Consider the following 23,184-nt stretch of genomic DNA (forward strand, 5'->3'; position numbering starts at 1 on the left):
CCCTCCGGATTTACGGCTCTATCACACTATTGTGGCTGCTTTCAGCCGATCAGGTCGCCGATCATCTGGCGGAAGGATCCGGTGAGCTTGACCGGCCCGTCCGAGACGGCAAAGGCGATGCAAGGCCTGTCCTTCTCGGCGACCGGCCGGTGTTCGACCGTCTCGTCGGCAATGGAGATGTCGCCGGGGCCGAAACGGCCGCGTTCGTCGTTGAAGGCGCCGTCGAGAATGAGGATCAGTTCCATGCCTTTATGGGTGTGCGCCGGCAAGGCGCGGCCAGGCCGGATCCACATCAGGCTGACCTCGCAGCCGTCCATGTCGAGCGAATATTCCTTGAAACCGGGCAACCGCCGGCGCCAGGGGACATCCTCGGCTTCGAAGCCCAAGAGGGCACGCAACGCTTGCGGAAACAGCGCGTTTTCCGGTCGCGCGACCGTCCGTGTCGCCGGGACGGGAGATGCAGAGGAAAAGATCGCCGCAAGCCGCCCGTCGCGATCGGTAATGGCGGCTCCAGGCGCGTTTTCCAGAGCTTCGCCTGCCAGCAGCTCGAGGCTGTTCACCAGGCTGCGATTGTCCGGTTTCATTTCGAGATGAGACTGCACCAGCACACGCGCCGGCTCGGGCAAGGAGCCGGCAACATAATGCGCCATCAATGCATCGATCGTGTCGATCTGCTCGTGAACCATGTCGGTTTCGGTCACGCCCTGTTGCCGCGCTCCGTTTTCGCTTTGTCGTCATCCGTACGGGGAAAGTCAATCTTCGGATCACCCCTCACACGGCGGGATTTCGGGCCATGCGTCATTTCAGGGAGAGGAAAGCAAATTTTATCGTGTCCGACTGAGGCGTGGAATAGCATTTCTTGCCAACTCAGCCTTGTGAAGGGAAAAGACCGTTCCTAAAGTAAGAGTTCGAATAGAGGCAGATTCCATGACCTTCCACCCCTCCGTCCTCGAAGCCATCGGCAACACGCCCCTGATCAAACTCAAGGGCGCCTCAGAGATGACCGGCTGCACCATTCTCGGCAAGGCGGAGTTCCTGAACCCCGGCCAGTCGGTCAAGGATCGCGCTGCGCTCTACATCATCCGCGACGCAGAGCGGAAGGGATTGCTTCGTCCGGGCGGCGTCATCGTCGAGGGCACGGCCGGCAATACCGGCATCGGGCTGACGCTGGTCGCCAAGGCGCTCGGTTACCGCACCGTCATCGTCATTCCGGAAACGCAGAGCCAGGAAAAGAAAGACGCGCTGAAGCTGCTCGGCGCCGAACTCGTCGAAGTGCCCGCCGTTCCCTACAAGAACCCGAACAACTACGTGAAGGTATCCGGGCGGCTGGCAGAGCAGCTGGCGAAGACCGAGCCGAACGGGGCGATCTGGGCAAACCAGTTCGACAACGTCGCCAACCGTCAGGCGCATGTCGAAACGACCGCCAGGGAAATCTGGAAAGACACCGACGGTAAAGTCGATGGCTTCATTTGCTCCGTCGGCTCCGGCGGCACGCTGGCAGGTGTCGCCGCCGGCCTCAAGGCTTTCAAGTCTGACGTCAAGATCGGCATCGCCGATCCCGACGGCGCCGCACTCTATGAATTCTACCAGAACGGCGCGCTGAAATCCGAGGGATCCTCGATCACCGAGGGCATCGGACAGGGCCGCATCACCGCCAATCTCGAAGGTTTCACGCCTGACTATGCCTATCGGATCCCGGATGCCGAAGCGCTTCCTTATCTCTTCGACCTCGTCGAGAACGAGGGCCTCTGCCTCGGCGGCTCGACGGCGATCAATATTGCCGGCGCGGTCAATCTCGCCCGGGATCTCGGACCTGGTCACACGGTGGTGACGATCCTCTGCGATTACGGCAACCGCTATCAGTCAAAACTCTTCAACCCGGATTTCCTGACGTCGAAGGGGCTGCCCGTTCCGGGCTGGATGGCCAAGTCGCCCGATATCCACGTTCCCTACGAGCCGGTGTGAGACGCCATGCCTGTCAATGCCCTTTATCGTGACGACTTCTATCTCTCGACGTGCGAGGCGGTCGTCACCGCCGTTCACGAAGACGGGGGCATCGAACTGGACCAGACCTGCTTCTATGCCACATCAGGCGGTCAGCCCGGCGACACTGGAGAGCTCGAGCGCGCCGACGGCAGTAAGATCACGCTCGGCCAGACGAAACATGGTCCCAGCAAGGATATCATCATCCACGTGCCGCTCGAAGGTGCGCAGCGGCCCGTGGTCGGCGAGACGCTGGTGCTACATGTCGACTGGCCGCGCCGCTACAGGCTGATGCGCATGCACACGGCCTGCCACCTGCTTTCCGTCGTCTGCTCCTATCCGATCACCGGGGCTGCCGTCGGCGAGGAGGAAAGCCGCGTCGACTTCGACATGATCGAGACGATCGACAAGGACGCGGTGACGGCCAAGCTGATGGAACTGGTCGAGCAGAACCATCCGGTCACTCTGCAATGGATCACCGACGAGGAGCTTGTGGCCAATCCCGATATCGTCAAATCGAAGAACGTCCGCCCGCCGATGGGGCTCGGGCGCGTCAGCCTCGTCTGCATCGGCGAGAACTCCTCGATTGACAGCCAGCCCTGCGGCGGCACACATGTCTCCGAGACTCAGGAAGTCGGGCAGATCCATATCGCCAAGATCGAGAAGAAGGGCAAGGAAAACCGCCGCTTCCGCATCCGCTTCGGCACGCCTGGCGACGAAGCCTGACCATCAAGGGAGACCATCATGAGTGAGACCAAGAGCCGTTTCGTCGTTTCGGCCGACTGGCTGCAGTCCGAGCTCGGGAAAGCTGATCTGCGGGTGCTGGACGCCTCCTTCTATCTGCCGGCGCAGAAGCGCGATGCCGATGCCGAATATGCGGCCGGCCATATTCCCGGCGCCATCCGTTTCGACCAGGACAAGATCGCCGATCATTCGACATCGCTGCCGCACACGATCCCCTCGCCCGACTATTTCGCCGCCGAAGTCGGCCGGCTTGGCATCAGCGAGAATGATAGGATCGTCGTCTATGACGGCATCGGCCTGTTCGCCTCGCCGCGCGTCTGGTGGCTGTTCCGGGTGATGGGCGCGAAAAATGTCTTCGTGCTCGATGGCGGTCTCGACGGCTGGAAGGCCGAGGGCCGTCCGCTTGAAACGACGGCGCCCAATCCTGCGCCGGCGACCTTCACGCCTGACTTCGACGAGAGCCGCGTGGTGACGCTCGATACGATGCGCGATATCGTCTCCAGCGGCGCGATGCAGATCGCCGATGCCCGCAGCGCCGGCCGCTTCGCCGCTGCCGAACCCGAACCGCGTGCCGGCATGCGCTCCGGCCATATGCCTGGCGCCCGCAGCCTGCCCTCCGGCGTCTTCGCCAGCCAGGGCCGATTCAAGTCGCTGCCGGAACTCAGGCAGACGATCGAGGATGCCGGCATTGATCTTTCAAAGCCTGTCGTCACCTCCTGCGGCTCGGGAATCACCGCCGCGATCATCACGCTGGCGCTGGAATCGCTCGGCCATCACGACAACAAGCTTTATGACGGCTCGTGGAGCGAATGGGGCAGCCGTGACGATACACCCATCGTCACCGGTCCGCCCACGCCGGTCAAAGTCTGATCGCCATGGGAAAGGCACCCGCTTCGCTGAAAGCTCACATCACCCGGCTCGAAATGACGGCGCCGCCAAAGGCAAGCATGCCGGTGCCCGTCAATATCCAGACGGCGATCATGCGCGCTCCCGAGATCCCATTGCCCTTCTACCGCTATCTCTACCGGCAGGTGGGCGCGCGTTGGCAATGGGTGGACCGGTTGCGCATGAGCGACGAGCAGCTTACCGAGACGCTGAACGACAAGCGCAACAATATCAGCGTTCTCTATGTGAACGGCGCGCCCGCCGGCTTCTACGAATATTTCTGCGAAGACGAGGATATGATCGAGCTCAGCCATTTCGGCCTGATCGAACATGCGCTCGGTCTTGGCATCGGCAAATGGTTCCTGCTGCAGGCGCTCTATGCCATTTGGTCGCTCAATCCGAAGCGGGTCACCACCACCACCAACAATCTCGACCATCCGCGTGCGCTGCAGCTCTACCAAATGTACGGCTTCTCTCCGGTTTCGACCGGCACCGGCATCGTCCGGCCGCTCAGCGACAAGGAGCTTCTGGAGCTTGCGCGGAAAAGCTGACGGATGCCTTCCTGACGTAGGCAGAGCTGGTTAACGCCGCGTCAGGCTGTTCGGGCGGCGCGGGTCGTTGCGGCGCTCGAAATCGAGCGTGCGGCCCGACTGCTCCTTCAGTTCCGCCACCTCCCGCCGCAGAGCCCTGAGCTCTTCCAGTATTTCCGCATTTTGTTGCGCCAGCAGCGCGAGATCGATGTCGGGCATGGACTTTATCCTTTTCGTCATGCAGTTTTGCGGAATCCGATAGCAAATGCCAGCCATGTCGGCTTGGCCCAGAGCCGACATTCACGCTGAGCGGAAATCACCAATAACGCACGGCGGACTGTCGCCGCACCGGCGGCCGGTGATCAGCCATGCGCGCGAATCGAATTGAATTCCGTGGGGTGTCTGGTGCGCCTCCAGCATGTCGAGCAACCGCGCCCGTATTTCGGCTGTCGTGGCGGGATGATCGAGGGCGTTCTTCACATTTTCAAATGTCTGAATCGTCGCCAATGCAGTCTCGGGATCCGGACCGTAGAACACAGGCTCGTTGATTTCACGAAACTCGATGGCAGTGAACCCTGCCGTTTCGAGCAGGCCAGACGTTACCGAGGGTTCGCTCAGCGAAAAGGCTTTGCTGGCCGCAACCGGACCGGTTGAATCCGGATCAAGCGCCTTATGTATAGCGCTCGCCCACTCATTGTGGTCTCTGCCCTTCCAGACCATGAAAGTGAAACGCCCACCCGGGCGTACGGCGTTGGCGATATTGGCGAAAGCCACCGCCGGATCGGCGAAGAACATGACGCCAAATCGACTGATGCAAAGGTCGAATTCCGCATCTCCGAAGACATGGTTCTGTGCATCCGCCAGTTCGAACGTCGCATTGGGTAATCCCTCCTCGGCGCTGCGTCGGCGGGCAATCTCCAGCATCGTGACGGACAGGTCTATTCCGTGCGCCCGTCCTGTTTCCGCAGCGCGAGCGGCGTCACGTGTGGTTTGTCCGGCGCCGCAACCGATATCGAGCACACGATCAGACCGCCCGACCGCGGCGGCGACCCGAAAATGCGCGTTATGGAGAGCAAGCTCGGCATCATAGAAGTCCGCGAAGTTCAATGCTGCTTCTTCAGCCATCATCTGTCCCTCCAAACCGAAATTCGTGAGGCCGCTAGCCAGCGCACCCTCTCAAAACCGAGCAGCGGCCCGGCCATGTGCCAACCAATCGTGTACCACGGTATGAAGACGCCAAACATACCCGGCGCGGCGACGAGAGACACGATCGAGCCGACGAGCAGCGAGAAGAAAGCTGGTCCATGACAGGCGTCGACCCGCTTGGGGGCGACCCGTGGTGACCCGCTTTTGGCGCACTCCCGCAGTGTCTGAGGTTACGCGGAGGGTGGAAGCGTGCGCTTTGAGGACAAAGTATATTCCGCGTTTCACTCGATCGCCCAATGCCTGCGGCGCGCAAGAATCGGGTGGCTTGCGCGCTCGTCCAAGTGCATTTCATGGCAATACAAAGGAGATCTATCATGACCGCCATTCGTTTTTCTGCCATGCCGACGACCGACGCCGAACACCTCTGGAACGGAGGCCGCGACGCCTATGACAGGCTGCCCGAGACGATCGTTTCCGATGGTCCCGGTCATCCCTGCCGCCATTGCCTCGAAAATATCGATGCGGGCGAGGCGTTGCTGGTCTTTGCTTACCGGCCCTTCCCCGACCTGCAGCCCTATGCCGAAACCGGCCCGGTCTTCCTGCACAAGCGACCTTGTGCACGCTATGCCGCCGAAGAGATCATGCCGCCGGTGCTGACGACAAGCCGTGACTTCATCGTCCGCGGCTATAACGAGAACGACCGCATCGTCTACGGCACCGGCGCGGTGACTGCTATCGGCGATATTCCAGCCTATGGCGAAGAGCTGCTGGGACGGCCTGATATCGCCTATGTGCATGTGCGCTCAGCGCGCAACAACTGCTTCCAATGCCGGATCGACAAGGTAAAGGCGCCGGACCTGGTGGAGGCCGGCGCCTGATAGGCACATAGGAAGTCGTCAATCTGTCGGGATCGCGCGCCTTCTAATGTTCTTAAACGCCGCGCAAGGCAATGATCCGCGAACCTGCGGCAGTCTGCCGTTGGCGGGCGAGCGGCGCATATTCGGCCGATGCGAAGAGACCACGGATGGCATCCATATCGAGAAACTCGATGATCAGCATATTCGTCGCCTGCCAGCCTTCGAGTTCGAGCGGCGCGTCATCGAGAGCGATGAGGCGGTCGCCGGCCTTTGCCACCAGAGGTAGGGCCTTGGAGCGGTAATCGGCAATGGCTTCGGGGTCGTGGATATCGAGATCGACAACGAGATAGGCGGACATGTTCATATCCTTTCAATCAATGTGAAGTTTAGGGATGGGTTTTTTGCGTGCAGCGGCGCGCCTTATGGCAAGTGCCGCCACTTGACCATGCGCTTTCGGAGATCGAGTGTGCCGCCATCCACGGTGAAGCTGCCGTCACCGCGATGATGCATGGTCCGTCGTTCCTTGCGGCCCGCGTCGATCCAGATCCTCTTCGCTTCGAGGATGAAGAGATTGTATCGATCGACGAGGCTCGGATCGGCAACACGGCATTCGATATTGGCAAGGCAGTCCACCAGCAATGGCGCCGCAACATCCTTTGCCGGACGCGTCCTCAAGCCGAACCGCTCGAATTTGTCCACCGTGTCACCGGAGCAGTTGCCGATGTCCACCACGGTTTCGGCAAGGTCGACAGCTGGAATAGCAATCACGCATTCGCCGGTCTTTTTCAGGGTGTGGTGGCTGAAGTCCCAGGGGCCGATGACGCAACCGATCAGCGGCGGAGCATGCTGGATCATCATGTGAAAGCCCATCGTCATCACATTCCGCGTGCCCTCAAGACTCGTCGTCACAAGAACGATCGGGCCGGATTCGAGCAGGCGATAGGCCTGGGAAGCGGAAATCTCTTTCATCGTGCGCTCCTTAGCGGGTCTCTTCCCCGCACTCACGCGGGGAAGCTGACAGACGTTCTGGCGTGGTTACCAGCCCTGTTCGACCGGCAGAACGAAGAGTTCCGCGACATTCACATGCGCAGGCGCCTGCGCCGCGAAGACGATGGTATCGGCGATGTCCGCGCCCTGCAGAAATGTCATCTGCTTGGCAAGGTCGTCCATCTGCTTGATATAGCCAGGCTCCGTAATGTGATCGTACAGCTCGGTCGCCACGGCGCCCGGCTGGATGCAGGTCACCCGAATATTGTGCTTCTGGCCCACTTCCATGCGCAGGCCGTCGGAGAATGCGGCGACCGCGTGCTTGGTGGCGCAATAGACCGACAGCCCCTTGAAGACCTTGCGGCCCGCAATCGACGACATGTTGAATATGTGGCCGGAATGCTGATTGATCATCTGCGGCAGAACGGCAGCCGTGGTGTTCAGCAGGCCTTTCACATTAACATCGACCATCCGATGCCATTCGTCGACTTTGAACTGATCGACATCCGAAAGCGGCATCAGGCCAGCATTGTTGACGAGAATGTCGATCGAACCATAGGCACCCACCAGTTTTTTGACTCCGGCTTCGACGGAGGCTGGATCGACCACGTCCATTTCGATCACGAGGGCTTCACCGCCCTTCGAGACGATTTCCTTTTTGAGGTCTTCAAGCTTGTCGGTGCGACGGGCGGCGATACCGACCTTTGCGCCGGCCTCGGCGAGCTTCAATGCGGTTGCGGCGCCGATGCCGCTCGAGGCGCCGGTGACCAGCGCGACTTTTCCATTGATATTCGTCATGGCTTATCTCCGTCTCTTGGCGTCCTTCCGACTGAAAGGGCGGTCGTGTTCGACAAGGAGGAACATAAGGAGGAGGGCCTGATCCCTCTCTCGGGACCTTGCGAGACCTGTCGGGATCTTGCTCAAATCAGCAACTTTAGCGCATGTCGCGCAAAAGTGTGCAGCGTTTCGCGAATAACGACATGCTTAAAAACAAAGATCCAAAGCGCGAGCAGCGAGTTTGAAGATAGCGACGCGCCTTAGCTGCGACGATAGTCGCTGGGGGAGACGCCAGCCTCCCGGCGGAAAATCTGAGCAAAATGGCTGGGGCTCGAATACCCCACGGACATGCCGATCTCGATGATGCTGGTACTGGTTTCCTGCAGAAGTTGCTGGGCCTTGGCTATGCGTTGGCGAATGAAATAATGGGATGGAGAAAGGCCGGTGGCCTTCTTGAAGAGGCGGCTGAAGTGAAAAGCGCTCATGCCGGCCGTTTGCGCCAGACGTGCGAGATCAAACGGCTCCTGAAGGTTGGCTTCCATGAATGCAATGGCCCGCCGTAGCTTGGCGCCCGGGAGGGCATTTGACGGCCGTGCCTCCGCGTCAAACGTTGCGTATTGCCGGATAAGATGAACGGCGAGCGTCTGTGCCAATCCCTGCACGAAGAGCCGGCTTCCCTGCCCTTCTGCCGTCAGTTCAGCATGGATCAGTTCCAGCATGCTGGAAAGATGTTGGTCGCGGCCGCCCGATATGTCGCGCAGGCGCATGGCGCTCGCAGCTTTGCCGAGAACCGCTTCCGCCACCCGCTCAAACAATGGAACGGAGAGATAGAGATGCATCACCTGGAACGGTTCGTCTCCCTCGGCACGCCAGCGCATTTCATATGGCGTGGGCGACCGCGTCAGAAAAAAGTCTCCGACGCTGACTGTGTTGGCTTCCCACTCCCCACCCAGATCGCGTTCTTCTACGCATGCCTGACCTGAGATCACCCAAACAACGAGAGGTTCGGCGACCGCCGGAACAAGAAAGGGGTGTTGCACCGTCAGGCGGGAAAACACCTGAACGAATATATCCGTCCAGGCCGGTCCATCCCCGCTGACGAGTGTTCTGCCGGCAATATATGTTTCGAGGCCGGCAGGTGACGTTCGAAGCGGGACCGGCGATATTTCTTCTCGACTATCAACCGTCATTGCTGCTCCGTTAGAGGCGACTGCCCATCGGCATGATACGATAGACATTGATCGGCGGGACACAACTCGTCGCGCTCCCTGACAACGAAAAGCACACCTGCAACGCCGCCGACGGTCGCGGTTCGATTACAGCTACGCCGTCATACAAAGAAGGCGGCATCTCCTCGGATACCGCCCTCCGGCCGAAAAATAGAGCTGTAAGTCGTCACCTCGAGTAAGCTAGCTTACGCTACGTTCAGCACGCTTTCCGGCGCGAAGGCCTCGTAGCCAAGTGCTTCGGCGACCGGTTTGCTGGTGATGCGGCCCTTGTGGACGTTGAGGCCGTTCCTCAGATGCTTGTCTTCGGCGATGGCGCGCAGACCGCGATCGGCAAGCGCCAGGCCATGCACCAATGTGGCATTGTTCAGCGCGTGCGCCGAAGTGACCGGTACGGCGCCCGGCATGTTGGCAACGCAATAATGCACGACGCCGTCGACTTCATAGGTCGGATCGGAATGGGTGGTCGCATGCGAGGTCTCGAAGCAGCCGCCCTGGTCGATGGCGACGTCGACGATGACAGAGCCCTTCTTCATGCCGGACAGCATCTCGCGGGTAACGAGCTTCGGAGCAGCAGCGCCCGGGATCAGCACGGCGCCGATAATGAGATCGGCCGAGAAGACTTCCTCCTCCAACGCCTGGATGCTGGAATAACGGGTGTGGATGCGGCCTGCGAAGATATCGTCAAGCTGGCGCAGGCGCGGCAGCGACTTGTCGAGGATGCTGACATCGGCGCCAAGGCCGACGGCCATCCTGGCCGCATGCAGGCCGACGACGCCGCCGCCGATGACCGCGACCTTGGCCGGCAACACGCCGGGTACACCGCCGAGCAGGACGCCGAGGCCACCATTGGCCTTCTGCAGCGCGGTCGCTCCCGCCTGGATCGACAGGCGTCCGGCGACCTCCGACATCGGCGCCAGCAGCGGCAGGCCGCCGCGCTCGTCGGTCACCGTCTCATAGGCGATCGCGGTGACGCCCGAGGCGATGAGACCCTTGGTCTGTTCGGGATCCGGCGCCAGATGCAGATAGGTGTAGAGAAGCTGACCGTCGCGGAGCTGCGCCCATTCGGCGGGCTGAGGCTCCTTCACCTTGACGATCATGTCGCACTTTTCGAAGATATCCTTGGCGGAGGCGGCGATCTTGGCGCCAGCCGCGGCATAGGCGGCATCATCAGCGCCGATACCGACGCCCGCTTTGGTCTCCACCCAGACCTCGTGGCCGTGGGCAACATATTCGCGCACCGAAGCCGGCGTCAGGCCGACGCGATATTCATGATTCTTGATTTCCTTCGGGCAACCGACACGCATGCGCGTTCCTCTCATTTTATCTCCGCGGCCGCGGATTTTTTCAGATGAGGAATCCAACCATCAAGGCCGCGAAATGTCCTTGCAAAGACGATTTGCGAAGACGCGATTTTTCGGTGATTATTGCGCCTCGCCTATCTTTCTTCGAAAGTTCTTCGAATGGCCGATCTTGATACCATCGATCTTGCGATTCTCCGGGCATTGCAGGCAAACGCCCGCATCACCAATGCCGAGCTTGCCGAAAGGATCGGATTGTCGCCTTCGGCCTGTTCGCGCCGGCTCGACATCCTGGAAAGAAGCGGCGTCATCGGCGGCTACCATGCGCGGCTTTCACACAAGGCGCTCGACTACAAGATGATCGCCATCGTGCATATCTCGCTCTCCGGCCAGTTCGCCAAGACGCTGGCGGAATTCGAGGCAGCGGTGAAGCTCTGCCCGAACGTGCTCGTCTGCTACCTGATGTCGGGCGAATACGACTATATCCTCAGGGTCGCCGCCCGCGACCTCGAGGACTATGAGCGCATCCACCGCGACTGGCTGTCGGCCCTGCCCCACGTCGTCAAGATCAATTCGAGCTTCGCGCTCAGAGAAATCATCGACAAGCCGAATGTCGGCCTTTGAGGCCTTGCATCTTTGCCGAAAGCCTGCCCAGACTTTCGATGCGCGCAGGCGTTCCCCACTACAGCGCCGCGCGTCTTTTCAGACGCGCCGAGGACGCTGTAACACTTTGGACTTCTGCATAATTTCACCCTTAAATCGCAATCGATTTAAGGGTGAAATTATGCAGTAATGGCAAATCATGACATCGAAGACCCAAGGCTATATTTTCGCGCTGCTGGCGATCACCATCTTCTCCCTGCAGGATGCCATCTCGAAACATCTGGCGACGGCCTATCCGCCAATCTTCGTGACGATGATCCGCTACTGGGCCTTTGCGCTTTTCACGATCATCCTCGCCTCGAAGATGCGCGGCGGCATCAAGGCGACGGCCCGCACAAAACGCCCTCTCCTGCAGGTGACCCGCGGCGTGCTGCTTGCCGTCCAGGTGGTACTGGCCATCACCTGCTTTGCGATGATCGGCCTTGCCCGTTCACAGGCGATCTTTTCCGCGACGCCGATCCTGATCGCACTGCTGGCGATGCCGATCCTCGGCGAGCGGGTCGGCTGGCGGCGGTGGGCAGCGATCGGCGCCGGACTTTTCGGGGTGCTGCTGATCCTGAAGCCGGAAGGCGAATTTTTCGACCTGAAGCTGCTTCTCGCCGTCATTTCCTGCTTCAATTTCGCCTTCTACGTCATCGCCACCCGTCTGGTCAGCCGCGACGATTCGTCGATGACCAGCTTTTTCTATACCGGCGTCGTCGGCGGCGTCACGATGACGCTCATCGGACCGTTCTACTGGAGCTGGATGTCGCCGGGTGACTGGGGTTGGATGGCGCTTGTCTGCGTCACCAGCATTTCCAGCCATTATTTCCTGATCCGCGCCTATGATATTCTCGATGCCGCCGCCGTGCAGCCGCTGACCTATCTGTCACTTGTCTACGCCTCGGTCATCGGCATGGCGGTTTATGACGAAACGCTCAGTCTCAACACGATCATCGGCTCGATCATCGTGGTTGCCGCCGGGATCTTCACGGTCTGGCGCGAGCATGTGGTCGGAAGCAGGGCCACTGCCGCCAATTGATGTTTCACTGCAATTTTAGCCAAGCCCCTAAAACCATTTCAATTTTCCGGCGCTATGCTCCCTCGCTATACCAAGGGAGACAGTATGACCCGCAACTTGAAAATCACGGCCCGGAAGACTGATCGGAAAAACTGCCGCGTTTTCGGCCATGTCAAATATCTGAACAGCCAGGTGGATGCCCGCATCCTCGATCTATCGCCGACTGGTGCCGCCCTGGAGATGAAGGGGCCGCTCCATGCCGCCTCAGGCAGCAAGGTGCGCATCGAGGCCGAAAACCTCGGGCTGCTCGAAGGCATCATCCGCTGGAAGCATAATGGCCGCGTCGGCATCCAGTTCGACGTGAATTCGAATGCGCGGGCGCAGATCTCCTCCTATTTCCGCTTTTTCCATAAGGAGGTGCGGCCGGTGCTGGCGGTACGCCAGCTGGCCAAAGCCAGCGCCAATAGCGACCAGATGCCTCATTTGCCAACGTCGACGCTGAAATCGTAAGGCTGCACGGCCTTGGCGCCGAATGACCGGCTGAGATCGTTCCAGTAGCTGCGGTTGACATTGACGTCGAGGGTGACCGAGCCTTGTGTCTGCGGCAGGCGAGCGCCGAGGTTTCTGACATCGATGGCAGCGCTATTGGCGTTGGCGCCAGACAGCAGGATCGTCTCCGTGCCGAGGGGAACGTTGACCGCACCGGGTGCTGGGCTCGCCGAAAGCGGCTCGCTTGATATGATCTGGCCATCGCCGCCGAGGAACTTGATATCGCAGGTCTGGCATTCGCCCTGCGTCCAGCCTGGATTGACCTTCAGTTCGACACGGGGCGGCAGCGAGCGATCGCCATCCTGGGCATAAGCGACGCCGACGATGGAAAACAGGCTGGCTGACGGCCTGACCTCGATCGGCTTCGGGCTGCCCGAACTGCCTTGCGCGGCGGCCATGATCAGAGCCGGGGCGCCGATGCCGAGAAGAAGCGCCTTCTGCAACTGCTGCTCCCGGTAGATCAGGGCGATCGCGGCGCCGATGACGAAGAAAACCACGATGGCGGCAATCGCGCAGGCAACGGAGATCCACGGATTTGCCGTCGTCGTCAGCCATTTCTCCACGTCGCCGCTGTAAAGCGCCTGCGCCTTGTCGACCAAGCTCGGTGCAGTGCCTCCGAAACCTCCCACGATAGCGATAACGACCCTGCTCATGATCCTGTCCCCCGATGGATTTCAGCCGGATGACTGTACCATAAATTGCATTTCGGAGCCATGACGCTTTTCCGGCGGATTGTTTTGACGTGCTGTCATTTTCGCAGTGTACTGCTCGTCAAATCGTCCTAATTCTGACGGGCCGGACGATGCATGATCTTTGAAGGAGAGTTTCCATGTCTTCCATTTTCGATGTTGGTGTAATGAGCCGCCGTTCCCTGCTCGGCGGCCTCGCCGCCACTTCCGCCCTGGTGCTGCTGCACCCTTTCAGCGCCCGCGCCAGCGCCAACCAGGCGCATTTGAGGCTGATGGAAACGACCGACATTCATGTCAATGTCTTCCCCTATGACTATTATGCCGACAAGCCGAACGACACGATGGGCCTGTCGCGTACCGGGACGATCATCGACGCGATCCGCGCCGAGGCTATCAACTCACTGCTGATCGACAATGGTGACGTGCTGCAGGGCAATCCGATGGGCGATTACATGGCCTATCAGCACGGCATGAAGGACGGCGACGTCCATCCGGTGATCAAGGCGATGAACACGCTCGGCTATACGGTCGGCACGCTCGGCAATCACGAGTTCAACTACGGCCTCGACTTCATGTTCAAGGTCCTGTCAGGCGCGAACTTCCCCTTCGTCTGCGCCAACCTGACCAAGGGCCAGCTCGCCTCGGACCCGAAGCAGGACGATCTCTTCTTCAAGCCCTACATCATCGTCGAAAAGCAGATCAAGGATGGCGCCGGCAATGAGAGCCCCGTCAAGATCGGCTTCATCGGCTTCGTACCGCCGCAGATCATGCTCTGGGACATCAAGAACCTCGAAGGCAAGGCGCAGACGCGCGACATCGTCGAGGCCGCCAAGGCCTGGGTTCCCGCCATGAAGGAAGCCGGCGCCGATATCGTCATTGCGCTCTCGCATTCCGGCATCGACGGCAGCGCACCGTCCGAAAAGATGGAGAACGCCTCGCTGCATCTCGCCGCCGTCGACGGGATCGACGCGATCTTCACCGGCCACCAGCACCTCGTCTTCCCCGGCCCGAAGAGCTGGGACGGTGTGGCCAATGCCGACCCCGTCAAGGGCACGCTGCACGGCAAGCCCGCCGTGATGGCCGGCTTCTGGGGCTCGCATCTCGGCCTTATCGACCTGCTGCTCGAAAAGGACGGCAATAGCTGGAAGATCGTCGATTTCACCTCGGAAGCACGGCCGATCTTCCATCGCGACGACAAGAAGAAGGTGGTTGCCGACTACGCCGACAAGAAGGACGTGGTCGAGGCCGCCAAAGCCGAGCATGAGGCAACGCTTGCCTATGTCCGCACCCCGGTCGGCAAGACCTCCGCACCGCTCTATTCCTACTTCGCACTGGTCGCCGACGATCCCTCCGTTCAGGTCGTCAGCCAAGCTCAGACCTGGTACATCAAGCAGATGCTCGCCGACACCGAGTTCAAGGACCTGCCGGTTCTTTCGGCGGCGGCCCCCTTCAAGGCCGGCGGTCGCGGCGGCGCCGATTACTACACCGATGTTCCGGCCGGCGATATCGCCATCAAGAACGTCGCCGACCTCTATCTCTATCCGAACACGGTGCAGGCTGTGGCTATCACCGGCGCCCAGGTGAAGAATTGGCTCGAAATGTCAGCCGGCATGTTCAATCACATCGAGGCCGGCTCGAAGGATGCAGCGTTGCTCAACAACGACTTCCCGTCCTACAATTTCGACGTCATCGACGGTGTCACCTACCAGATCGACCTGTCGCAGCCGCCGAAATATGATTCGTCCGGCAAGCCGGTCAATCCGGACGCCAACCGCATCCAGAACCTCGCCTTCAACGGCAAGCCGATCGATCCGGCTCAAAAGTTCGTCGTCGTCTCGAACAACTACCGCGCCGGCGGCGGCGGCAATTTCCCTGAGATCACTGCGGACAAGGTGATCTTCCAGGCGCCGGATACCAACCGTGACGTCATCGTGCGCTATATCCATGATCAGGGTACGATCAATCCGTCGGCCGACGCAAACTGGAGCTTCAAGCCGCTCCCGGGCACGACCGCGACCTTCGAAAGCGGCCCGAAGGCGAAACAGTTCCTCGCCGAGGTCAAGAGCGTCAAGATCGAGGATGCCGGCGAAGGGGCCGACGGTTTCTCGAAATTCAGGCTGGTTCTTTAGGCGGAAGACAATACCAGCGAAGGCGCGGCACCCGCGCCTTCGTCATTCGGCTGCGAGCGGTGTACCAGCTTCTTGGAGTTCCGCTATCTGAGCATGGAAATCGGCTTGGCTCGGGCAGGCGGAAAGCCGCGAGCGGAACGCGTCGATCATCCAGGTGGCGGCAGGTCCGGGCGGGTTGGCGAGCTGACGCACCGAATATATCGGATACTCCCCCTGTTCGTAGGCATCCAGATCGAGATGAACGAGCCTGCCGCTCGTCAGATCGTCATGAATCACGGAAGCCGGGAGGCCGCCCCAGCCAAGGCCGGCCTTGAGGAGCTGGTGCTTCGTCGCAATATCGCTGACACGCCATGTCTTGTAGGAGAGAACGTTGAAATCGCGCCCCTTCGTTCGTCCCGACGCATCGGTGACGACGAGTTGCACTTCCTCGCGCACGTCGCCGAGCGTCAGCGGCCGGCCGATTCCGGCAAGCGGGTGGTTATGCGCGGCAACCGGCAACATGAAGGAATGACCGATACGCTCCGTGACAATCGAATCGTCCTGCTTGACGACTGCGCCGCCAATCCCGATCGTCGCCTTGCCGCTGAGGACGAGATCCATGACCATTCCGAGCTCACCGACATTGAGGCTTAACGAAACGGATGGAAACATCTCCCGGAATTCGCGGAGGACGTCCACCAGGGCTCGCGAAGGCACCATGACACTGATGGCGACGGAAACCTCCGCTTCGAGCCCTTCCCTCAGGCTCTTGACGCGCGCCCGCATGACTTGCAGATCGCCCAGAATGCGCCGCGCATCCTCCAGCATCGCCTTGCCCGCCTCCGTCAGCTTCGGCTGACGTGCGCCGGAACGCTCGAAAAGCGGCACTTCGAGCTGCGCCTCCAGATTGGCGATCGTATAGCTGACGACCGACTGTGCACGGTTCAACACCCGCGAAGCGGCCGAAAAGCTGCCGGTCTCGGCAACGGTCAGAAACACCTGCAATTGGTCCAGAGTCGGGTTCGGCAGCATCTTCTATCCATTCCATCGATAGTTTCGATCGACATTATCACCGTTTTTTCGATAGCAGGCCAGACCTATTTTCCTCATCGAGACTGCGGCTCACCTCCCAGCAACGGGCCGTCAATTCCCATTCGAAAGGAAATGCACCATGTCGTCCATCCTTCTTCTGACGTCCAGCCCGCGTGCCGAATCGCTGTCGACGCCGATCGCCGTCGATCTCGCCGAAAAGCTGAAGAGCCAGAACCCGGGCAGCGTCATCGTTCGCCGCGACCTTGCCGCCAAGCCGCTGCCGCATATCGATGACCTCTTCACCGGCGCGATCCGCAAGCCGGCCGAGGCCCGCACCGCTGAGGAAGCCGCAGCTGTCGAGACTTCCGACGAACTCGTCAACGAACTGCTCGCTGCCGATACGATCGTCATCAGCACCGGCCTCATCAACTTCAATATCTATTCGTCGCTGAAGACCTGGATCGACAACGTTGCCCGTGCCGGCCTGACCTTCAAGTACACGGAAAGCGGCCCGGTCGGCCTCGCAACCGGCAAGAAGGTCTACGTGGTGCTCGCCTCGGGTGGCGTCTACTCGCAGGGCCCGGCCGCCCCCTTGAACCATGCCGTGCCGTACCTGAAGTCGGTTCTCGGCTTCCTCGGCATCAGCGACATCGAGACCATCTATGTCGAAGGCCTGGCCTTCGGTCCGGAAGCTGCCGAAAAGGCGATCGACGCCGCCAAGTCGCGCGTCCAGGAAATCGCACTGGCCGCCTGATCGGCTCTTCAACGCTCCCATGGAACGGTCGGCCTTTGCCGGCCGTTTTTCATTTGTCGATATCGGCGACAAAATCCCGGACCGTCGCCAGGATTTCAGCCGAGAGCTTTTCATCGGACGAAATCCGGGCAAGGCCGACGCCACCGGCCATCATCGCGAAGGCCATGATTGCCTTGCGCCGTCTTTCTCCTTCGTCCGCTCCCGCAGCCTTGCTCGCCAGTGACGCGAAATTCCGCCTGAGCCCGTCCGTCGCAATCCCCCGCGCCTTCTCGCCGCTGCGTGATATATCGGAGATCAGCGCGGCAAAAGGGCAGCCCTCACCGGGATTGTCGCGATGATAGGCGCTCACATAACGATCGGCGACATCGGCGGCCGTCATCTCCGCCGGGTTCACCCCCTCGGCCTCCAGCTTGCGTCCCCATGAATCGAAAGCGGACTGGATCGCCTCGGCGACCAGATCGTCGCGGGAGGCGAAATGCTTGTAGAAGCCGCCGACGGTCAATCCGGCTTCCTTCATCAGGTCGGCGACGCCAATACCTTCGAGCCCCTCCTCGCGCAGCCGCTTCGACGCGGTCTCGACAATCTTCTCGTGCGTCTTCTGTTTTTCCATCTGCGAACGGCCCATCGGAAATCTCCCCGGCACTGCCTCTTGACTCATGTAGATTATAATCATAATCCTTATAGATAACGATCATAATCTAGATCGTTGCCAATTCCAAGAGGAGCATGAATCATGCGTCTAAGAAACAAGGTCGCCCTGATTACGGGCGGAAACAGCGGCATCGGTCTTGCGACCGCCAGGGTCTTCATCGACGAAGGTGCCAAGGTGGTGATCACCGGCCGCAACCCGGAAACGCTAGCGGCTGCCGAAAAGGCGCTTGGCGCCGGCGTGCTGGCGCTGAAGGTCGATGTCACCGATGCCGCTGCCACCGAGAGGGCGTTTGCGGAAGCCGCCGGAAAGGTCGGCAAGTTCGACATCGTCTTCGCCAATGCCGGCATCGGCGGCGCGACGCCGCTCGGCGAGACATCACCGGCGCAGTTCAACCAGATCATCAGCACCAATCTCACGGCGGTTTTCTTCACGGTGCAATCAGCCCTGCCGCATCTCAATGACGGCGCTTCGGTGATCCTCAACGGTTCGGTGCATGCCGTGCTCGGCGCTCCCGGCTGGTCGGCCTATGCGGCGACCAAGGCGGCAGTCCGGGCAATGACGCGCAATATGGCATCCGAACTCGCGCCGCGCGGCATCCGCGTCAATCAGGTAACGCCCGGCGGCACCAGGACGCCGATCTGGTCGCCGATGGCCCAGACGGAAGACGCCATGTCGGCGCTTGAGGCCCGCATCGGCGGGATGAGCCCGCTCGGCCGCATGAGCGAAGCCGACGAAATCGCCAAGGCGGCGCTCTATCTGGCCTCGGATGATTCGGCCAATGTCACCGGCATCGAGATCACCGTCGACGGCGGCATGACGAGCGCGCCATCCGGCGCCAAGATCTTCCGCGCTGCCTGAATGAGTTTCAGCTGAGCTTGACCACGCCGGAGCGGCCGACGACGCAGTTGCGGCCGCTCTTCTTTGCCGCGTAGAGCCTGCCGTCGGCAGCCGTCAGCACGGCAGTGAAATCGACGCCGTCCTCATCGGCAGTCGCAACGCCGATGCTGACCGTGATCGGCCTGTCATCCGGCGTCTTGACGCTGGTTGCGATCGTCCAGCGCAGGCGCTCGGCAAGCAGCAGACCTTCCTCGTGGTCGGTGCCCGGACAGACGGCAACGAATTCCTCGCCGCCGAAGCGGAAGACGCGGTCGCTGGAACGCAGCGTTGTACCGAGCCGAGCGGCGATCGCTTTCAGCACCTCGTCGCCCTGGAGATGACCGTAGCCGTCATTGACATCCTTGAAGTGATCGGCGTCGATAATGAGGACGGTGGCGAATGACCCCTGCTTCATTGCCTCGAGCAGCATCAGCGGCGCTTCCATTTCCATGCGCGTCCGATCGTAGACACCGGTGAGCATGTCGCGGCCGGTGCGCTCCAGCAGATCGTTGTAGCGCTCGCGGAACGTCAGGTCACCGAATACGTCGCTGATCGAACGTGCGGACCCGGCTGCGCCGATACGGCGAATACGATATTCATAGAATGCGAACATCGCCGCGTAGAGGCAGACGGCAAGCATTTTCGCCTTCCATCCACCCCAGAATGCGGCGATCGGCACATCCAGGAAGTAATGCAGCGCGGCGAAGAAGCCGATCTGGTCGAAGGTCAGCAGCACGAAGCCCGAAATCAGGAAACGCAGGACGACGCGGCGGCGGAAGAAATCGCCGAGTTTTTCATAAAGCAGGATGATGCCGAGCGAATCGACATAGAGCAGCGCCGTGCCCCAGACCATCAGCCAGCCCATCTCCTTGAGGAAATCAACGTCGGGTGTGTGGTTGGTCGATATCTGCAGTGGCTGGTGCAACTGCAGGACCCAGGCAATACCGACGGTGAGCAGGTTGCCGAGGAAGAGGCCATAGATCGGCTGGCGAACCGTAGCGGCATCTTCCTGCAGGTAAAGCATCAGGATCATCATCAGCTTGCCGGAGAAGAAGACGGATGAGCCCGGCGACACATCCCCGAACGGCAGCGAGACATAGAAGACCGCCGCCAGATAGGTCTCCATGAAATGCATGACGCCGAGCGCCGTCAGGAAAACCCCGAGACCGAGCCGGTGACGGAAATGCAGAAGCGTCACCATCAGCACGAAATAGGCGATGGCTTCGACGACGAAGAGAGCGAGGTTGAGTGTCTCCATCATGAGACCTCAGCTCCGGACGTTCGACCTCCTGCTAGCGCGGCGATCGCGACAGCGAATCCTTTGATCAATCGTCCGAAACAGTCAAACACGAGGGTTTCCTGCAAATCCTGCAGGCGATACCTTTCACCGCAATCCTTTAAGATTGCGTGAGTGAGATTGCGCCCGTCGGAGGGCAACCGGGTCACACACAGGAATGGTTGCAGCCGGCATCAAGGACCTATGCCCGGATCCCGATTCAAACCTGACGGAGCTTCTCGCCGTCGCCAAAGAGCGACGAACCATGCTGATCGATGATCTGCTGCGCCTTGCGTACCGTGCATTCGAGCGCGTCATCGGAGGAGGAAAACAGATCGGCGCGGATGAAATTGCGCACCAGCACCTCGTCGCCGACCTTCTTTTCGATGCGGCCGGCAAGGCGATACTGACCGCCTTCCTTGCGTGGCTCGGCATAGATCGTGCAATCGCCGTAAAGCTGCGGCTCGCCGGAAGGGCCTGCCGCCTCCGAAGCCGGTTTGCCGCCGCCGGAGAACATCGAAAAGATATTTGAAATGAACGAAGCCATGCTCCGCCTTTAGCACGACCGTATCGCTGTCGCCAAGTCAAATGATCAGATTGGCGAGGATCTCGTTTTCGGTGATATCCTCGTAACCCATGCCGGCTGCTTCGAAATTTCCGATCAGCCGGGCGAAATTCTCCGGCGCCTTGGTTTCGATGCCAATCAGGATCGAGCCGAAGTTGCGCGCCGATTTCTTCAGATATTCGAAGCGGGCGATATCGTCGTCAGGGCCGAGCAGATTGAGGAAATCCCGGAGCGCACCGGGGCGCTGGGCGAGCCGCAGGATGAAGTATTTCTTCAGCCCTGCGTAACGCATGGCTCTTTCCTTTACGTCAGGCAGACGCTCGAAATCGAAATTTCCGCCGGAGACGACGGCGACGATGGTCTTGCCGCGGATCGCCTGGCGATCCATCGCGGCGATCGCCGTCAGCGACAATGCGCCGGCCGGCTCCAGCACGACGCCCTCGACATTCAGCATCTCCTGAATGGTGACGCAGATGGCGTTCTCCGGCATCAATTGCACTTGGCTTGCCGGGAACTCACGAAGAGCGGCGAAATTGAGGTCGCCGATCCGGGCGACTGCAGCGCCATCGACGAAATTGTCGACCTTGGGAAGCGTCGTCACCTTGCCCGCCTCGATGCTGCGCTTAAGGCTCGGCGCGCCGGCTGGCTCAGTGAAGACGAAAGCCGATTTCGGCACGGTGCCGTTGAGATAACCGGTGATGCCGGCGGCAAGTCCGCCGCCGCCAACCGGCAGGACGACCATGTCCGGCACTGTTCCTTCCGGCAGTTGTTGCATGATTTCGGCGGCGACGGTTGCCTGGCCTTCGATGATGTCGGCATGGTCGAAGGGCGGCACCATGACGCCGCCGACCGCCTCCACATGTTCGCGCGCGGCCTGGTAGCACTGGTCGAAGAAGTCGCCGAACAGCCGGATGGTGATGAATTCAGCGCCGAACATGCGGGTCTTGTCGATCTTCTGCTGCGGTGTCGTTACCGGCATGAAGACGACGCCCGGCACGCCGAAATGACGGCAGACGAAGGCAAAGCCCTGGGCGTGATTACCGGCCGAGGCGCAGACGAAGGTCTTGCCGGCAGCACCCTGCCCGATCGCCTTGCGGAAGAAATTGAAGGCGCCGCGGATCTTGTAGGAGCGCACCGGCGACAGATCCTCGCGCTTCAGCCAGATATCGGCACCGTAGCGGGCCGACAAATGATCGTTGAGCTGCAACGGCGTTGCCGGAAACAGGCTGCGCATTGCCTCTTCGGCGCTTTCGACATCAAGTCTCGTCACGGGCGTGGTCCATTCTCACGTTAGCCACCGCCGCTATGGCATAGGCCGACCGGCAAAAGAAAGCCCGTTTCGGCCATTTCCAGTTCGCTCCCGCATCGGTTTCACTCCGCGGGGGCCGGGTTCGCCGCTGGGGACCGGTTTTGCTCCCGGGGAAGGCCTTTCTTAAGCCAATCGCCAAATTGGCGGCACATGAACTGATTTTAACTGTCAATAAAAAGGACGGCCACTAATATGAAGCTATGATGACATTCAAATTCGCAAGACCGCTCGCCTGGCTACTGCTGGCCTTCATCATCTTCGTCACCGTTTCGCCGATCGGAGAGAGGCCGAATACGGTCACGATGGTCGATGTCGACCGCGCGGTCGCCTATCTTCTCCTTGGCTTCGCCTTTGCGCTGGCCTATCCGAAACAGTGGAAGATGGTCGCCATGCTGCTGATCGTCGGCGCATTCGCCATCGAATGGCTGCAATACTTCTCACCGACCCGCCATCCGCGCCTCCATGACGCAGGCGTCAAGGCAATAGGCACCGCCCTCGGGCTGCTGGCCGGCTGGGTGATCAACAGGTGGCGCGAGACCAAGGCGCCAAACCCGATTCCTTTCACAGAACGCTGATTATCCCCGATTAGAAGCCGCGCAACTGCACTGCCCAAATGAACAGTGGTATCGCAGCTATCGCAGTTCCCAGAACAAGCGCGACACTGGTCTTGAAGACTCGGATGCGCCGAGTCCTTGCCCCACTCCAATCGTAAACCATCGTCTTACTCCCACAAGACAACACTTACTCAACCGCCGCGGCGCAATCCTTGCACCGAAAAAGCCCTATGCAAGCAATAGCGCGCTTTTATCCACAATATACAGGCATAATACAAGCATATTCGAACGAGATTATGAAGGTGGTGCAGGCGACGGGGATCGAACCCGTATAGCCAAAGCCGAGGCATTGCCGATGAGACCCGGTACACTTGACCGGCACCGGAACGGCTATGATCACGGTCAATGCAACGCCTGCTCGACGGCGAGCAGGTCAGCTCCCCACTCGCCGTCGTCGCGCAACAGCATCAAAATTATCCGCGTTTAGCCATCATAATGGCCCGAGAGCGCCGCCTCCACAGACTTAACTGTCACAGCCAAATTCACGCCCTTCGTCACCGTCGAGCCGGTCGCTCGAAGATCGGTCACCACTTTCAGCCCGCCCGACTTGGGAAGCGGGAGCGGCACTACAGTGCCGGCGGTCAGATCAGCAACCCAGAGTCCATCTTCACCTTCAACACTAATAATAACAACTGTAGCCATGTCTTCTTTCCCTCTTCTA

At 60.3% G+C, this 23,184-nt stretch carries 27 protein-coding genes and 1 tRNA gene; 12 read left to right on the forward strand and 16 right to left on the reverse strand.

All coding sequences use genetic code 11. The features are described 5' to 3' along the window. Positions 1-41: 41 nt before the first annotated feature. Positions 42-701 (reverse strand): ChrR family anti-sigma-E factor, encoded by a 660-nt coding sequence (locus tag A6U98_RS06765; protein ID WP_197496354.1) that lies wholly within the window; start codon positions 699-701, stop codon positions 42-44. Positions 702-927: 226 nt separating this feature from the next. Here A6U98_RS06765 and A6U98_RS06770 point away from each other — a divergent pair, with 226 nt between their 5' ends. From A6U98_RS06770 to A6U98_RS06785, 4 genes are read left to right on the forward strand one after another with little or no spacing between them, the layout of a single operon-like run. Beyond that, positions 928-1,965: a cysteine synthase A gene (locus A6U98_RS06770; protein WP_064648847.1), complete on the forward strand. Its 1,038-nt coding sequence runs from the start codon at positions 928-930 to the stop codon at positions 1,963-1,965. Positions 1,966-1,971: 6 nt separating this feature from the next. Next, a complete protein-coding gene (locus A6U98_RS06775) occupies positions 1,972-2,709 on the forward strand; it encodes an alanyl-tRNA editing protein (protein ID WP_064648849.1) in 738 nt (245 codons plus the stop codon). An 18-nt stretch (positions 2,710-2,727) separates the two neighbouring features. After that, the gene (gene sseA, locus A6U98_RS06780; RefSeq protein WP_064648851.1) at positions 2,728-3,597 is read left to right on the forward strand and encodes a 3-mercaptopyruvate sulfurtransferase; all 870 of its coding nucleotides are present in this window, start codon (positions 2,728-2,730) and stop codon (positions 3,595-3,597) included. Positions 3,598-3,602: 5 nt separating this feature from the next. Further along, positions 3,603-4,163 (forward strand): GNAT family N-acetyltransferase, encoded by a 561-nt coding sequence (locus tag A6U98_RS06785; protein WP_064648852.1) that lies wholly within the window; start codon positions 3,603-3,605, stop codon positions 4,161-4,163. A gap of 30 nt (positions 4,164-4,193) precedes the next feature. Here A6U98_RS06785 and A6U98_RS06790 read toward each other — a convergent pair whose 3' ends face one another. Both A6U98_RS06790 and A6U98_RS06795 read right to left on the reverse strand, forming a co-directional pair. Beyond that, entirely contained in the window at positions 4,194-4,361 is a 168-nt protein-coding gene (locus A6U98_RS06790) for a hypothetical protein (RefSeq protein ID WP_222004632.1), read from the reverse strand. 81 nt (positions 4,362-4,442) lie between these two features. Further along, the gene (locus tag A6U98_RS06795) at positions 4,443-5,270 is read right to left on the reverse strand and encodes a class I SAM-dependent methyltransferase (protein ID WP_064648854.1); all 828 of its coding nucleotides are present in this window, start codon (positions 5,268-5,270) and stop codon (positions 4,443-4,445) included. A gap of 392 nt (positions 5,271-5,662) precedes the next feature. On the opposite strand from A6U98_RS06795, the gene A6U98_RS06800 reads away from it, so the two are divergent. After that, positions 5,663-6,166 carry a DUF1203 domain-containing protein gene (locus A6U98_RS06800; RefSeq protein WP_064648856.1) on the forward strand — a complete coding sequence of 168 codons (504 nt, stop codon included), beginning with the start codon at positions 5,663-5,665 and terminating at the stop codon, positions 6,164-6,166. A 52-nt stretch (positions 6,167-6,218) separates the two neighbouring features. Here A6U98_RS06800 and A6U98_RS06805 read toward each other — a convergent pair whose 3' ends face one another. From A6U98_RS06805 to ald, 5 genes are all read right to left on the reverse strand, one after another. Further along, positions 6,219-6,503, reverse strand: coding sequence for a DUF1330 domain-containing protein (locus A6U98_RS06805; protein WP_064649199.1), 285 nt, complete (start codon positions 6,501-6,503; stop codon positions 6,219-6,221). Between the two features lie 62 nt (positions 6,504-6,565). After that, the gene (locus A6U98_RS06810) at positions 6,566-7,114 is read right to left on the reverse strand and encodes a flavin reductase family protein (protein ID WP_064648858.1); all 549 of its coding nucleotides are present in this window, start codon (positions 7,112-7,114) and stop codon (positions 6,566-6,568) included. Positions 7,115-7,180: 66 nt separating this feature from the next. Beyond that, positions 7,181-7,930, reverse strand: coding sequence for an SDR family oxidoreductase (locus A6U98_RS06815; protein WP_064648860.1), 750 nt, complete (start codon positions 7,928-7,930; stop codon positions 7,181-7,183). A gap of 239 nt (positions 7,931-8,169) precedes the next feature. Next, positions 8,170-9,099 carry a helix-turn-helix domain-containing protein gene (locus A6U98_RS06820; protein ID WP_064648862.1) on the reverse strand — a complete coding sequence of 310 codons (930 nt, stop codon included), beginning with the start codon at positions 9,097-9,099 and terminating at the stop codon, positions 8,170-8,172. 224 nt (positions 9,100-9,323) lie between these two features. After that, positions 9,324-10,442, reverse strand: coding sequence for an alanine dehydrogenase (ald, locus tag A6U98_RS06825; RefSeq protein WP_064648864.1), 1,119 nt, complete (start codon positions 10,440-10,442; stop codon positions 9,324-9,326). A 156-nt stretch (positions 10,443-10,598) separates the two neighbouring features. Here ald and A6U98_RS06830 point away from each other — a divergent pair, with 156 nt between their 5' ends. From A6U98_RS06830 to A6U98_RS06840, 3 genes are all read left to right on the forward strand, one after another. Next, positions 10,599-11,060 carry an Lrp/AsnC family transcriptional regulator gene (locus A6U98_RS06830; RefSeq protein ID WP_003538804.1) on the forward strand — a complete coding sequence of 154 codons (462 nt, stop codon included), beginning with the start codon at positions 10,599-10,601 and terminating at the stop codon, positions 11,058-11,060. Positions 11,061-11,238: 178 nt separating this feature from the next. Beyond that, on the forward strand, positions 11,239-12,120 hold the full coding sequence (locus A6U98_RS06835; protein WP_064648867.1) for a DMT family transporter: 882 nt from the start codon (positions 11,239-11,241) through the stop codon (positions 12,118-12,120). Between the two features lie 84 nt (positions 12,121-12,204). Further along, entirely contained in the window at positions 12,205-12,609 is a 405-nt protein-coding gene (locus A6U98_RS06840) for a PilZ domain-containing protein (protein WP_064648869.1), read from the forward strand. On the opposite strand, the gene A6U98_RS06845 is transcribed toward A6U98_RS06840, so the two are convergent. Continuing rightward, positions 12,579-13,301, reverse strand: a complete 723-nt coding sequence (locus A6U98_RS06845) for a hypothetical protein (protein ID WP_064648871.1) — start codon at positions 13,299-13,301, stop codon at positions 12,579-12,581. The genes A6U98_RS06840 and A6U98_RS06845 overlap by 31 nt on opposite strands. Positions 13,302-13,477: 176 nt before the next feature. Between A6U98_RS06845 and A6U98_RS06850 the strand changes: the two genes are divergently transcribed. Continuing rightward, complete coding sequence (locus A6U98_RS06850) at positions 13,478-15,466, forward strand: bifunctional 2',3'-cyclic-nucleotide 2'-phosphodiesterase/3'-nucleotidase (protein WP_064648873.1); 1,989 nt, start codon at positions 13,478-13,480, stop codon at positions 15,464-15,466. A gap of 42 nt (positions 15,467-15,508) precedes the next feature. On the opposite strand, the gene A6U98_RS06855 is transcribed toward A6U98_RS06850, so the two are convergent. After that, positions 15,509-16,477 (reverse strand): LysR family transcriptional regulator, encoded by a 969-nt coding sequence (locus A6U98_RS06855; RefSeq protein WP_064648875.1) that lies wholly within the window; start codon positions 16,475-16,477, stop codon positions 15,509-15,511. A gap of 139 nt (positions 16,478-16,616) precedes the next feature. Here A6U98_RS06855 and A6U98_RS06860 point away from each other — a divergent pair, with 139 nt between their 5' ends. After that, a complete protein-coding gene (locus A6U98_RS06860; RefSeq protein WP_064648877.1) occupies positions 16,617-17,231 on the forward strand; it encodes an FMN-dependent NADH-azoreductase in 615 nt (204 codons plus the stop codon). 49 nt (positions 17,232-17,280) lie between these two features. Here the strand turns inward: A6U98_RS06860 and A6U98_RS06865 are convergent, their stop codons facing one another. After that, positions 17,281-17,856, reverse strand: a complete 576-nt coding sequence (locus tag A6U98_RS06865) for a TetR/AcrR family transcriptional regulator (protein WP_064648879.1) — start codon at positions 17,854-17,856, stop codon at positions 17,281-17,283. Positions 17,857-17,964: 108 nt separating this feature from the next. Here A6U98_RS06865 and A6U98_RS06870 point away from each other — a divergent pair, with 108 nt between their 5' ends. Continuing rightward, the gene (locus A6U98_RS06870) at positions 17,965-18,741 is read left to right on the forward strand and encodes an SDR family oxidoreductase (protein ID WP_064648881.1); all 777 of its coding nucleotides are present in this window, start codon (positions 17,965-17,967) and stop codon (positions 18,739-18,741) included. A gap of 7 nt (positions 18,742-18,748) precedes the next feature. On the opposite strand, the gene A6U98_RS06875 is transcribed toward A6U98_RS06870, so the two are convergent. The 3 genes from A6U98_RS06875 to ilvA form a co-directional block, all read right to left on the reverse strand. Further along, the gene (locus A6U98_RS06875; RefSeq protein WP_064648883.1) at positions 18,749-20,020 is read right to left on the reverse strand and encodes a GGDEF domain-containing protein; all 1,272 of its coding nucleotides are present in this window, start codon (positions 20,018-20,020) and stop codon (positions 18,749-18,751) included. 235 nt (positions 20,021-20,255) lie between these two features. Then, positions 20,256-20,582 carry an HlyU family transcriptional regulator gene (locus tag A6U98_RS06880; RefSeq protein WP_003538786.1) on the reverse strand — a complete coding sequence of 109 codons (327 nt, stop codon included), beginning with the start codon at positions 20,580-20,582 and terminating at the stop codon, positions 20,256-20,258. Positions 20,583-20,619: 37 nt separating this feature from the next. Next, positions 20,620-21,870, reverse strand: coding sequence for a threonine ammonia-lyase (ilvA, locus tag A6U98_RS06885; protein ID WP_064648885.1), 1,251 nt, complete (start codon positions 21,868-21,870; stop codon positions 20,620-20,622). A 239-nt stretch (positions 21,871-22,109) separates the two neighbouring features. Between ilvA and A6U98_RS06890 the strand changes: the two genes are divergently transcribed. Next, positions 22,110-22,484 carry a VanZ family protein gene (locus A6U98_RS06890; protein ID WP_064648887.1) on the forward strand — a complete coding sequence of 125 codons (375 nt, stop codon included), beginning with the start codon at positions 22,110-22,112 and terminating at the stop codon, positions 22,482-22,484. A gap of 282 nt (positions 22,485-22,766) precedes the next feature. Here A6U98_RS06890 and A6U98_RS36655 read toward each other — a convergent pair. Both A6U98_RS36655 and A6U98_RS06895 read right to left on the reverse strand, forming a co-directional pair. Beyond that, positions 22,767-22,881 (reverse strand) — tRNA-Ala (locus A6U98_RS36655). Positions 22,882-22,946: 65 nt separating this feature from the next. After that, positions 22,947-23,165, reverse strand: a complete 219-nt coding sequence (locus tag A6U98_RS06895) for a hypothetical protein (protein ID WP_064648889.1) — start codon at positions 23,163-23,165, stop codon at positions 22,947-22,949. Between the last annotated feature and the right edge of the window lie 19 nt (positions 23,166-23,184).

This window comes from Rhizobium sp. WYCCWR10014, assembly GCF_001657485.1.
GTDB lineage: Bacteria > Pseudomonadota > Alphaproteobacteria > Rhizobiales > Rhizobiaceae > Rhizobium.